The organism is Acinetobacter sp. D009 (assembly GCF_038562025.1).
Taxonomy (GTDB): Bacteria; Pseudomonadota; Gammaproteobacteria; order Pseudomonadales; family Moraxellaceae; genus Acinetobacter; species Acinetobacter pittii.
Genome location: NZ_CP151886.1, coordinates 1,622,890 through 1,635,485, shown reverse-complemented (window position 1 = coordinate 1,635,485; position 12,596 = coordinate 1,622,890). Strand labels below are relative to the sequence as shown.

Annotated in this window: 14 protein-coding genes and 1 riboswitch; of the genes, 7 read left to right on the top strand and 7 right to left on the bottom strand. The window is 35.1% G+C overall.

Features of this window, described 5'->3' with window-relative positions; genetic code table 11:
- Positions 1-13: 13 nt before the first annotated feature.
- Positions 14-934, top strand: a complete 921-nt coding sequence (argF, locus tag AAC388_RS07730; protein WP_005068890.1) for an ornithine carbamoyltransferase — start codon at positions 14-16, stop codon at positions 932-934.
- A gap of 192 nt (positions 935-1,126) precedes the next feature.
- Positions 1,127-1,651 (top strand): protein tyrosine phosphatase family protein, encoded by a 525-nt coding sequence (locus AAC388_RS07725; RefSeq protein ID WP_019767677.1) that lies wholly within the window; start codon positions 1,127-1,129, stop codon positions 1,649-1,651.
- Here AAC388_RS07725 and ispF read toward each other — a convergent pair.
- Positions 1,639-2,130 (bottom strand): 2-C-methyl-D-erythritol 2,4-cyclodiphosphate synthase, encoded by a 492-nt coding sequence (gene ispF, locus AAC388_RS07720; RefSeq protein ID WP_262452364.1) that lies wholly within the window; start codon positions 2,128-2,130, stop codon positions 1,639-1,641. The two genes, AAC388_RS07725 and ispF, sit on opposite strands and share 13 nt — an antisense overlap.
- Positions 2,131-2,230: 100 nt before the next feature.
- Here ispF and AAC388_RS07715 point away from each other — a divergent pair, with 100 nt between their 5' ends.
- Positions 2,231-2,875, top strand: coding sequence for a hypothetical protein (locus AAC388_RS07715; protein ID WP_342371448.1), 645 nt, complete (start codon positions 2,231-2,233; stop codon positions 2,873-2,875).
- 44 nt (positions 2,876-2,919) lie between these two features.
- Here the strand turns inward: AAC388_RS07715 and AAC388_RS07710 are convergent, their stop codons facing one another.
- The 3 genes from AAC388_RS07710 to AAC388_RS07700 form a co-directional block, all read right to left on the bottom strand.
- Positions 2,920-4,164, bottom strand: coding sequence for a D-amino acid dehydrogenase (locus AAC388_RS07710; RefSeq protein ID WP_017385991.1), 1,245 nt, complete (start codon positions 4,162-4,164; stop codon positions 2,920-2,922).
- A 176-nt stretch (positions 4,165-4,340) separates the two neighbouring features.
- A riboswitch (glycine riboswitch) is annotated at positions 4,341-4,429 on the bottom strand.
- A gap of 150 nt (positions 4,430-4,579) precedes the next feature.
- A complete protein-coding gene (locus tag AAC388_RS07705; RefSeq protein WP_002115670.1) occupies positions 4,580-5,071 on the bottom strand; it encodes a hypothetical protein in 492 nt (163 codons plus the stop codon).
- A 241-nt stretch (positions 5,072-5,312) separates the two neighbouring features.
- Positions 5,313-5,756 carry a BLUF domain-containing protein gene (locus tag AAC388_RS07700; RefSeq protein WP_032036535.1) on the bottom strand — a complete coding sequence of 148 codons (444 nt, stop codon included), beginning with the start codon at positions 5,754-5,756 and terminating at the stop codon, positions 5,313-5,315.
- Positions 5,757-5,984: 228 nt separating this feature from the next.
- Here AAC388_RS07700 and AAC388_RS07695 point away from each other — a divergent pair, with 228 nt between their 5' ends.
- Positions 5,985-6,248, top strand: coding sequence for a hypothetical protein (locus AAC388_RS07695; RefSeq protein ID WP_060466279.1), 264 nt, complete (start codon positions 5,985-5,987; stop codon positions 6,246-6,248).
- Between the two features lie 45 nt (positions 6,249-6,293).
- Here the strand turns inward: AAC388_RS07695 and AAC388_RS07690 are convergent, their stop codons facing one another.
- Complete coding sequence (locus tag AAC388_RS07690) at positions 6,294-7,004, bottom strand: alpha/beta hydrolase (RefSeq protein ID WP_342371447.1); 711 nt, start codon at positions 7,002-7,004, stop codon at positions 6,294-6,296.
- A gap of 173 nt (positions 7,005-7,177) precedes the next feature.
- Between AAC388_RS07690 and AAC388_RS07685 the strand changes: the two genes are divergently transcribed.
- Positions 7,178-7,471, top strand: a complete 294-nt coding sequence (locus AAC388_RS07685; RefSeq protein WP_342371446.1) for a hypothetical protein — start codon at positions 7,178-7,180, stop codon at positions 7,469-7,471.
- A 564-nt stretch (positions 7,472-8,035) separates the two neighbouring features.
- Positions 8,036-9,136 carry an acyltransferase gene (locus AAC388_RS07680; RefSeq protein WP_342371445.1) on the top strand — a complete coding sequence of 367 codons (1,101 nt, stop codon included), beginning with the start codon at positions 8,036-8,038 and terminating at the stop codon, positions 9,134-9,136.
- 506 nt (positions 9,137-9,642) lie between these two features.
- On the opposite strand, the gene fumC is transcribed toward AAC388_RS07680, so the two are convergent.
- Both fumC and galE read right to left on the bottom strand, forming a co-directional pair.
- On the bottom strand, positions 9,643-11,037 hold the full coding sequence (fumC, locus tag AAC388_RS07675) for a class II fumarate hydratase (protein WP_206232281.1): 1,395 nt from the start codon (positions 11,035-11,037) through the stop codon (positions 9,643-9,645).
- A 116-nt stretch (positions 11,038-11,153) separates the two neighbouring features.
- Positions 11,154-12,161, bottom strand: coding sequence for a UDP-glucose 4-epimerase GalE (gene galE, locus AAC388_RS07670; RefSeq protein WP_342371444.1), 1,008 nt, complete (start codon positions 12,159-12,161; stop codon positions 11,154-11,156).
- 65 nt (positions 12,162-12,226) lie between these two features.
- Here galE and tusD point away from each other — a divergent pair, with 65 nt between their 5' ends.
- On the top strand, positions 12,227-12,595 hold the full coding sequence (gene tusD, locus AAC388_RS07665) for a sulfurtransferase complex subunit TusD (RefSeq protein WP_002115623.1): 369 nt from the start codon (positions 12,227-12,229) through the stop codon (positions 12,593-12,595).
- Position 12,596: the final 1 nt, after the last annotated feature.

Below are 12,596 nucleotides of genomic sequence, written 5' to 3'. Positions count from 1 at the left end.
ATGGAGTAGCTACATGGCTCTAAGACATTTCCTGACTTTACGTGATCTATCCACTCTAGAACTTAATCGCATTTTAGAACGCGCAAGCGAGCTTAAAAAAATGCAACATGACAATAAGGTCTACCAACCTTTTGTTGGTAAAGTATTGGGAATGATTTTTGAGAAATCAAGTACGCGTACACGTATCTCTTTTGAAGCAGGTATTAACCAATTTGGCGGTAGTGCGATTTTTTTATCGCCTCGTGACACACAATTAGGCCGTGGTGAACCAATCGAAGATTCAGCACGTGTAATTTCAAGTATGCTTGATATTGTGATGATTCGTACTTTCGGTCATGACATTGTTGAACGTTTTGCATCTTATTCAAAAGTTCCTGTAATTAACGGCCTAACTGATGATCATCATCCATGCCAGTTACTTGCTGACTTACAAACTTATATTGAACACCGCGGCAGCATTGAAGGCAAAACCGTTGCTTGGATTGGTGATGGTAATAATATGTGTAATTCATATATTGAAGCTGCACACATGATGGGTTTCAAACTCAAAATTGCATCGCCAAAAGGATATGAACCTAAACCTGAATTTTTAGCCGAGTTTGGTCATTGCGTTGAGCTTTATGATAATGCAGAAGATGCAGCAGTAAATGCTGACCTTATTGTGACTGATGTATGGGCAAGTATGGGCCAAGAAGAAGAGCAAAAACTTCGTGAAAAAGCCTTTGCTGATTTTCAGGTTAACGAAAAATTAATGAGCCTTGCTCACCCAGATTGTTTATTCATGCACTGCTTACCTGCTCATCGCGGCGAAGAAATTTCTGAAACCATGCTCGATTATAAAAATGCAGTCGTATGGGATGAAGCAGAAAACCGTCTCCATGCTCAAAAAGCTTTAGTCGAATTTTTATTGAATGAAAATCTAAAAAAAGCTTAAATTTTGAGTTAAAAAAACAGCATCTTAATGATGCTGTTTTTTATTTTATAAGACTTGTACTCTTCCAGTTAATTATTTTTAAAAATTTGATAACGTTGCCGAATATATAAGCAGGCTGTATTTCAACTATTCTCTAGAATCGTGTATAACATTCTACACAATAAGCTAAGCCTACTCTTGTAGAGTGCGATCATGACAACCCTTGAACAATCATTATCTCAAATTCCCGCATTTTCGATTATTCATGAACATTTATTTAGCTCGGCCCAGCCTTCTGCTGAACAACTAAAATTGATTAAAGAGTTTGGTTGCAGCACAGTCATTAACCTTGCTTTAACTAACGCTTCAAATCATCTTGAGAATGAAGACCGTATTTGTTTAGACCTTGGTTTAAATTATATTCATATTCCAATTGATTGGGAGATGCCTTCTGCTGAACAGTGCTTATTAGTTTTAGATTTGATTGATCATTTAGTGCAAAATGAAATTATTTGGATACATTGCGCCAAAAATAAACGCGTAAGTTGCCTGATGTATGTCTATAGACAGTTTTATATGAATATGGATATGCCGACTTCTCAGGATTTATTGCACGAAATTTGGGAACCTAATGAGACTTGGACTGGACTCATTCATAGTATTACCTTACAGCTACAAGGCCGTAAGGCAACTTTAGAACTTCAACAGTCTTTACAACAGGCAGATCACTTGGTGTGATGAGAAATTAAAACCGTCGCTGTAGCCAAAATTCCTTCTTGACGACCGGTAAACCCGAGTTTTTCGGTTGTCGTTGCTTTAATGCTAATTTGATTAATATCTACATTTAGAACGTCAGCAATGCTTTGACGCATTTCCAGATTATACTTAGCTAATTTTGGACGCTCGCAAGCCACCGTAATATCGGCATTATTTAACTGATAACCACGGTCTAAGATCAATTGATAAACATGTTTTAACAATACTCGGCTATCTGCGCCTTTGTATTCCGGGTCAGTATCAGGAAAATGTTGTCCAATATCTCCAAGCGCTAAAGCACCTAATAAAGCATCACATAGCGCATGAAGTACAACGTCACCGTCAGAATGTGCTTTCAAACCATGTGTATGTGGAATTTGAATACCCGCCAATGTAACGAAGTTCCCCTCTTCAAAGGCATGCACATCCATTCCTTGTCCAATACGAATCTGAGCAACCATATAAATTATTACCTTCCATAAAAACTTAAGAAATCTTGTATTCAGCCGTTCTGTTTCGCTATAGTACACCTAGCAAAGTAGACTGAAAGTATAAGCGATCATGCTGTCTAATACTGATATGAATCAATTGAAAAGATTAAGTTTTGTCGTGACACTGAGTTGTCTATGTTCAACTTTTGTCTTTGCAGAATCAATAGACTGCTCCAATACTGGAGCTGAGCTTAAAATCTGCTCAAAAATATTTAGTGAATCAAGAAAAGAACTCAATAATAAATATCTTTCTGCATATTTAGTTACTGATGCCCCCTTACAGCTTTTACAGGATACACAAAAGTTATGGTCTAAGCATACTCAGCAATGTAAGAGTAATACATGTATTCAACAACAGTTTGATTTACGTACTGATGACCTAAATTTTTATGCTTCGCTTAAGCAAACGCTTACCCAGCATTATCTTAAGTTTGAGAATGGACATCTAGCAGCACAGCCTGTGCATATTCAAGTCCATCAGCTCGCGAAAGATAAAATTAAGATTGAAGGGATAGCATACCGTAATCCAAATAACCGCAAAGAAACTCAAACGATTTCATTGATGGCGTATAGTTCACCTGAACAAAAAAGTGAAATTTTAGACAATGAGCACAACTGTAAATATCAGTTTAATTTTCAGAAAGCTTTACTTAATGTGAAAACCCAGCAAAAAGGCTGTGAACGTTTTAGCGGAATCTACCGTTTATATGACTAATGCTTAAAATAAAAGCCAGTGTTTGAACACTGGCTTTTTACTTTCTACGCTGGATATTTTTGCGCTATATCCTGACCGACTAAAACTGCGGTTGCCGCAGACAAAGTCCAACCTAAATGCCCATGCCCTGTATTATAAAAAACACGAGGTTGTTTAGATTGCTTAACAACAGGCAGCATATTCGGCATCATAGGTCTTAACCCTGCCCAAGGCACCACATGCTCAGTTGAAATATCAAAGTTACGATTAACCCAATTCACTAATGGTTGAATACGATCAGCCCGTATGTCGCGGTTATAGCCATTAAACTCAGCAGTCCCTGCCACACGCAGTCGATCTTTACCTAAACGAGAAGTCACAATTTTTGCACTTTCATCTAGCAAGCTCACCCAAGGAGCATTGTTTACGCTGTGCTCATCTTTTAATTGCACGGTAATTGAATAACCTTTTACTGGATACACATTTACTCGCTCACCAATCATATCGGCAAGTTGATAACTCCCCACACCACCACAAACAACAAGTACATCACCTTCAAGCTGAATATTATCGGACTCAACCAGATAAGGATGCTCAGCACTTGGCTGACAAGTTACGACTACTTTGTCTGCGCTGCACTTAATATCCATAACTTCTAGGCCAAACTTATATTGAACGCCATATTGTTTAGTCTTCTCAGCCAAAGAAGTTGAATATTTATGAATATCACCCGTCGCATCACTTGGTGTGTAATAGCCACCGAAATAGTCACCCGTCAAAGATGGTTCTATTGTTTTCATTTCATCAGGTGAAACCGAATAGCGTTCCAATGTACCTTTGTTCAATACGTTATTAACTTGTTTAGCAATCTCGTAGTCAGCCTTACTGTGATACATATGGAGGATTCCACGTTTCTCCAAATCAAACTCAAGCTGCTCTTTTTCAGCAACTTCAAACAACCGCTTACGAGCAAGCAATGCCAAACGCACCGTCTCGATCGTATTTGCTTCATAGTTTTTAATATGTGATAGAAATTCAACCAACCAACTATACTTATGCAAACTAAAGGAAGGGTTCAACAATAGAGGAGCATCTTTTTGTCTCATCCATTTAAAGCCTTTAATGACGGTGGCTTTTTGGTTCCATACTTCGGCGTTACAAGCCGACAACTGCCCTCCATTGGCAAATGATGTTTCCATTGCAGGATATAAATGTCGATCAATCACTGTGACTTGATAACCCAGTTGCGATAATTCATAAGCAGAGGTAACCCCTGTGATTCCCGCACCTATCACAATAACATGTGGCATAACAGACTCCTCAGAAATGCAAAAACATTTCATCAGTACAGCCCATCTGTCATTGGTACCTGAGAGTTTCGACCCCAACGTTACCTTTTAACGTTTAGATCTTCCCCTTCGGTGAGTTTATAATTTATAAGTTATTGTTTTCCATTCTTATAAATCTAAGCTTCTCTCCAGATTTTTTAATTATTACAGTCCTTTTGCCTGAGAGTTTCCGGGCTTGTTGCTCCTTCGGCGGGTTCTTAATGAACCTCTCTCCCGCAATAATTTTGTATTTATATAAGCAATGTATCTGCCACATTGAAAAAAACGCATTCTTTTCTTGTAAACTTTTGTATAAGCAATCTTAAAATTATAAAACACTGATTTAATTAGAAAATAAAAAAGGTGAATTTTTATAAATCCACCTTTTGCACTTAAATTAGAGTTTTCCGTTGAGAACTTGGTCTGAAACCGTACCCTTCCATTGCTCACGCAAGGTTGGTAAGTAGAATTTCTCACCAATAGTGACCAGTTCAGCATCAATCAATGCATGAACTTCGTGCATAAAAATATAATCCAAAGCAACTAAAGAAAGCTGATGATTTTTTTGCGCTGTTTTCTTACGTTTTACCTGTGCTTGTTTCACTAGCTCATTTGCAAAGTTTTTATCTTTATAAGCAGTAATTGCATTTAAACGAAGCTCAATAACACCCCATCCCGCTAATAGTTTTTTAAAAACTTCAAAATCTTTTGAGGTTGATTCCCACGTTACGTTTTCTAGATCATTATCTTCAGGTAAAACTGGTAATAATAAATCCGCTGTACTTGGGAAAATCTTTTTAAGATTTAACAGAAACTTAACCGGCTGATCACTAGGATAATCATTAAATTGCACGTGTTGTTGGGTATCTGTTAAATAAATAGAGAGCATTCAAAAATCCTTAACTAAGCAGCTGTTTTTAATAATTTTATCTCTAACTTTGCGAAATACATGCAAAACAGAAAACAATATAAAAACAGGACAAGGTGGGCATTTTAACAATTATGACGGCTTATTCAACGCCAATTCGCCATTAATTAGTGAAAGTTTCAGTCTTTGTAATAAAAAGCTCTCCGAAGAGAGCTTAACTTTAAATAGAATATCAAAAATCCGTTGTAATTCTTGGTTTCGATTAACCTTGATATTGATCAACTTTATAATTTGGTTGATCTACAAGCAATTCAATAAAAGACGGTATAGATGTAGTGTTAAGCAGATAAGGATTAAACTCATCAACATGATGATGATGAAAGAACTCTTTTATTTTCGTGTTAATGGGAGCAAATTTCATACTCCAATGTTTAAATAGCCGTTGTTCGGATGGTTCTGAAAAGATGATTTCACAGTTCTGGTGTCTCGAATCTTTCAAAATTAATTTATAAAATAGCGATTCGACCTGTTCTTTCTCACCTTCTAAATACTGCAAGAAGTATCCATTACCATAGTAAAGCACTCCTGTAATATCATTATGTGAATTGAATTTGACAGCTTCTGTGAGAATATCAATTAAATCTTGTTTTATTTGACTATGTTCACTATTGGTTTTACTTGCATACATAAAGCCTATTAAACTCATAGCGATACTCGAAGATAAATTTCAATGTGCATTGTGGCATCTACACCCTGTTCTTACAATGTAAGCTATTTAAAACCTTGTATTTCAAAAGTAAAGATTATTTTCTTTTTGAAAATGACAAACTTTAACAACCCGAAATCTTTTGTAAATTAATGCCAACCTAACAAGTTAATTAGACACTATTAATTTTAGTACAATTGAAAATTATCTTTAATGTATGGATGTCTAATGGAGAATCATGAAATTATTCTTCAAGACGAACATCATAAACAGTTTAAGATTATTAAAGTCCAAGATGTTCGTTTTGATAAGAATACGCTTAACAATAGCTACCAATGGTTATGGATATTTGATCATAGTTCAGAGTTTTTCCCATTTGAGTTATGGGATCAGCTTGATAATGCAACCATTCATCAAAAGATCAAACTCGACAATCAAGTTTTCAGGATTATTAAGATTCTGACGAAGAAAACGAAAGTTAGACCCTCCTGAAACATAAGTCCTCAAGTAGCTATTTTTTAAGTTATTTAAAGCTCTCTAGCTTGCTCCTAAATTCTTTTCACTTAACCATATGGAAATCACTGATGCCAGCGACTTAGGTTGTTCAATCGGAATCATATGACCCGTATTATTAATTATCTTAAGCTTTGCATGGGGTAACTGATCTAATAATTCTATAGCTTCTTCCTTAGAGCGCAGTTGGTCATCAGCGCCAGAAATGATTAAAGTTGGACATGTGATTTTACTCATATCATAAGAGCTTCTATCTAACATAGATTGTTTAACGAATTCTTCATAACCTAAAGCTTTCCCCATCTCTTGGATTCTTTTTACAAGAGTACGATTCTGCACATTTGATGGATGAAGTGTTTTTTCAATCGATATTGAGCTTAGCCCATGGAAATTTTTCCCAGAGTTAAGTTTAATTGCCGTTAACTTTTGATTTTTCTGCTCTTCTGTATCTGAGCGTAGTGAAGACGCTATTAAAATAAGTGCCTTAACTTTTTCAGGAAATTGCTCCACTATAGATCTAGCGATATATCCTCCAAGTGAGAATCCAATCAGTACAAAGCTTTGTGGCGCATGTTCAACAATATTTTGAGCAATTTCTTTGATTGTTTGCCCTTGTTTTAAAGTAGCTCGAGATATATTCCACTCTTTAGGCATTTCATCTATGAGTTCATTCCAGAGAGATTCATCAAGCATATAACCAGGAATTAAAACAACTGAAATTGGCTTTTGATTCATAAGTTTTTTAATACCTTACTTGTAAATTATAACTAACAGCATTTTATGCTAATAAAAAATCTATAATTAGAATATTGAAGTAAAAAATAAAATCACTATATAAATTAAACAGAAATAACTGTGGAAGCACGCCAGACTAAAACATTCCCTTTTTATGCTTGAAGGAGATACACATGAAAGTTAGAGCATCACGTACGTATTCCGCTTCAGCAAATAATTATTTTATTTCTAAGGAATATGATTGTACTGTTATTCCTGTAAAAGGAATGTGTTTTATAGACTCTGGTTTAACTGAGAGTGGAGTGATTGAACCAGTAGAGATTATTGAAGTGACTATAGAACCAGAATCTAACTCGTATCATGTTCTTTTAGCACACGATATACATGAGTACGAAAAAGAAGAGCTAAAAAAGAAGTTTGAAGCTATGAAATCTCATGGTTGGGAATACATAGACGGCTTACTTTGATATTTTCCAATTTCAAGATAAAAGCTAAATCCTACCCCAAAAGAGCCCTCATTTGAGGGCTTTATATAAATATTAGCGCGTACACTTTTATTAATGATTTATCTGTACAAACAGATAACCGAATGCACAGCATATTTAAGATTTTTTAGATATTACTTAACCAGCAGTAAAAGAACTGTCCCAAAATAGAATTACTTTGATAGATTCCAATGTTTTACTACTATACTCCTAGAATAAGTAGTAAATACTTTTTCTGAATCCAGCACATATGGTTACTTGATAAATACATGTCAATAGTTATCAAGATCTATATTTCAAGCCCAATTTACTTTTTATTATATAAATTAGAATTCAGCAATATATATATTTTATGTATTGTATAATACTGTAGATTATTATAATAAAACTTTTTAAGAGCTAACAAACTTCTTATTAAAGCAGTTATATAATATTTTGCTCCTATTTAATTATAATTTTTTAAAATTTCTATTTAAAGTTTTATAAAAAATATTTTGATACAAACAAAAACATAAACATAAAAAAAACAAACGACTAGAGTTTAACATGCCTGTAGAATTGCTTGCGATTTCAATAACAAAACTTAATATGGATATGCTAGCATCAATTCCTCGGACCAATAATTTTGACCTCATCAGACTCCTCGCAGCCTGTCAGGTCGTCTATATGCATAGTCTGAACCATTTAAAAATAGATGGTTTATTATTACGAGAATTTTTTGATAAATTTTTGCAATATTTTCCAGGTGTTCCCATATTCTTTACTGTTAGTGGATTTCTTATCTTTTGGGCTTTTGACCGTAATCAAGTTATTAAAAAGTACAGTACTAATCGAATATTAAGACTGTATCCAGCACTTTATGTATGTTTATTCGTTACAGTTTTTCTCCTCATTTTTTTCTCTTCCTTTTCACTTCTTACACACACAAGTTTTTATATATGGCTCATTAGTCAATTAACTATTTTCCAATTTTATACCCCTGAACTATTAAAATTTTGGGGCGTTGGTACACCAAACGGAGCTTTATGGACCATTACAGTTGAAGTTCAATTTTATATTCTTGTTCCAATAATCTTTTTTCTTATGAAAAGACTTAAGGGAGCAATTGTTTTATTTTTTCTTTTTTTACTCTCTCTCATTGCAAACTTTTATTTTGCTGGTCTCAACGAGAATGTTATTAAAAAAATAAGTTTTGTATCTATTATCCCATACCTTTTTAATTTTTTAATAGGTTCATCTTTCTATATTTTTTGGACAAAATTATCTAGATTTATTGAAAATAAATTTATTTTTTGGTTCACCATCTATATACTTTATTTTTTAATATTTGGAGTTTATCTAGGTAAGGAGACACATGCCTATGAGATGACTAATATCTTTCAAGTAATCACAACTTTTTTACTTTCTTTAGTTACCCTATCATTTGCATTTTCTTATAAAAATCTTAGCAATAAGCTATTAAAACATAATGACATTTCCTATGGTATATATATTTATCACATGCTTGTTGTAAATACTCTTGTAGCCATTGGATTCTTATATAAACCAATCTATATGTTTGCAATATTTATAGTTACAATAGTTTTAGCTATTTTAAGTTGGAAACTAATAGAAAAACCAGCACTAAGCTTAAAGAAAAGATTCTAAAAAATGCCCTGCTATGTGCAGGGCTTGTACCTTAAAAAATTATTTATTTAATTCCATCCACATTATTAGCTCAACACCAAATTTCATAAAAAATATAAAATTAAAACAATAAATTAATACAATTTCAAATAATAAAAATGAATATATTGAAATAAAATTTTATTTCTAAAATACCTTATCCAAAATAGATCAAAAGTAATAAGTATAATACTACATGTAATTTTATATTTATTAATATAAAAAAGCAGTTAACTATAAAGCTAAATAGAAGATTTATTTAACTCTAATAAAAAGCCCTACTAATAGTTACTTTTAGTAGGGACATTTTCATCATGGCATTTGGTAAACCAAAATTTATCTAAATTATTTTTTACTCTTGATTTAATTATTGAATCGATATCTACTTATAAATAAAAATACTCATGATATTTATCCGAAATGATATATACCCTCATTAATTACGTACAATACATCTAGATAAAAACCATCGATCGCTATGTTAGAGACTACTTACTATTTGGTGAAACCATATTTTCAGGTTTAACTACTTCGTCAAATTGTTCCGCTGTAACCAAACCAAGCTCAACAGCGACCTGCTTCAACGTTTTATTTTCTTTATAAGCAGTCTTTGCAACTTTTGCAGAATTTTCATAGCCGATTACTGGATTTAAAGCTGTAACTAGCATCAGAGAATTATGCAAGAAGTGATCAATCTTATCGCGATTAGGCTCAATTCCCACCGCGCAGTGATCATTAAAGCTATTACATGCATCACCAAGTAACTGAATAGATTGCAATAAGTTATAAGCAATCACTGGCATAAAGACGTTTAATTCAAAGTTACCTGAAGCACCTGCTACGTTAATGGTCGTATCATTTCCAAGCACTTGCGCAACAACCATGGTCATTGCTTCACTTTGGGTCGGATTTACTTTCCCCGGCATAATGCTTGAACCAGGTTCATTTTCTGGAATACGGATTTCACCGAAACCACAACGTGGACCACTTGCCAACCAACGAATATCATTCGCAATTTTGTTTAAGCTTACAGCCAAAGTTTTTAATGCACCTGATGCAAAAACAGCGGCGTCCCGTCCTGCTAGAGCTTCAAATTTATTGGGTGCAGTTACAAAAGGTAAACCTGTAAGTAGTGCAAGCTGAGCTGCCGCTTTTACTGCATAGTCAGGATGTGCATTTAATCCTGTACCTACTGCTGTGCCACCTAATGGCAACTCATATAAGCCACTCAAAGCTTGTTGTAGTCGAACCAATCCATGCTCAAGCTGTGATACATAGCCACTAAATTCTTGACCTAAAGTTAATGGAGTAGCATCTTGCAAATGAGTACGGCCAATTTTGACAATATCTTGGAACTCATCAGATTTTTTTTGCAAAGTCGCTTTAAGCTGCTCGACCGCAGGGATGAGTAATTCATTAATTTGCAAACTTGCCGCTACATGAATAGCTGTTGGAAATGAGTCATTGGTTGATTGAGCACGATTGACATGATCATTTGGATGTACTGGTTTTTGTGCACCTAACGCTTGCCCTAATTTCTGGTTCGCAATATTGGCAATCACTTCATTACAGTTCATATTACTTTGCGTACCAGAACCCGTTTGCCAGACAACTAAAGGAAACTGTGAATCCCACTTGCCATCAATTACTTCTTCAGCTGCACCCACAATATATTGGCTCAAGTCTTGTGGTAATTGTTCAAGTTCAGCATTGGTTATTGCAGCAGCCTTTTTGACCAAACCCATTGCTCGAATCATGGCACGAGGTAATCGTTCTTGCCCAATTTTAAAGTTCTGTAAGCTGCGTTGAGTCTGTGCTCCCCATAATGCTTCATTTGGAACTTCAATCTCACCCATCGTGTCATGTTCAATTCGTGTTTGCATAGAAACCTCGGTTATCTCAATAAAGAACTCACGGGCTGAAGCAAGTGTTTGCTCTGGCTAGTTAATTTTGAATATCGTACTCAAGCATTCCATTATTGTAAATAAGAATCATTATCTTATCTTCCATTTAATGTATTTTGATAAAAGCGCCATTCATCTTCGATCATTTGTTTTAACGGACGTTTTGGTGCCCATTGCAGTAATGTTTTGGCTTTTTCAATATTAGCCCCAACTTGATCCAACTCAACATGCTTATAAATCGCTGTTTGTGTTGGAATCTCAGCTTGAGTGACTTGTGAAATTTCATCGAGTAATTGACGAATTGAATGAACTTGATCATGGGCAATATTAAATGCTTCGCAACAATGTGTTTGATCACGCAGCCAATGTAAACTCGTACTCACCGCCTCGCACAAATCTAAAACATGTAGAAAACTGCGTTCAGTCGTATGGTCTGATGTTTCAGCTTGATCTTGTAATTCAATCAAATCACGCTGCATTGCTGCGACTTGCATTGCGAGCGGTACGATATTTTTAGGGAGCTGAGCGACATACTCTCCGAGTACGCCATGTTCAAATGCACCTACAATATTAGATAAGCGCAAGATTGCAATTTTCCACTCATGGTCAATTTTATAAGTATCACGGATAATTTCTTCAATCATCTGTTGAGACTTAATGTAGGGATTAGGATAAGCATAATTAAATTCTTCTGTTTCACTCAATTGCAAGCCAGATTTCCCATAAACTGCAAGGCTAGACAGATGAATGAAGTGACGAACACCCGTACGTTGCATGGCACGAAGCAAGCTCATGATACAACTGACATTATCATTATAATATTCAAGAGGTTTAAGGTTAGATTCTTCAATTGACTTGAATCCGGCAGTATGAATAACTGCATCAATTGAATATTGCTCAAACACCTTATTCAGCGCTGGTGTATTGCGTACATCAAGTTTGACAAATGGAACGTACATACCAGAAATAAATTCTAGCCGCTCCAAAGTTTGCAAGGTTGAATTAGCCAAATTATCGACGATTACCACCTCTTGCCCTTGAGCCATTAGACTCAACGCAATGTGTGAACCGATAAAGCCTAAACCACCTGTCACTAAAATCATTGTATACTTACCTTTCTCTTAATGTATCTACGCCCATTTAGACGTATGACCATAGTGAATTCTCAATGAGTACATTACTACTAATTACCTCTGCTCCTACTTCCATTCATGCTTGGCATGCGTTAGGACTTGCTCAGGCACTCAAAAGTAAAAATGAAGACTTCCGTGTATTCTTTTACCAAGATGGCGTGCAGGTTGCTAATGATTTTCAATGGGTTCCTGACGACCAGCGTAATTTAACGCATGAATGGCAAAAGCTTGCTATTCGTCTTCCTGTTTGTGTGAGTGCTGCCCTCGCTCGTGGTATTACAGATGCAGAAAATGCCAGTCGTCATCACCTTACTCATCACAACCTTGCCAAAGACTTTGAACTTGTCGGGTTAGGTGAACTTGCTGATGCAGTACAGTCAGCATCTCGTCTTATTCAATTTTAAG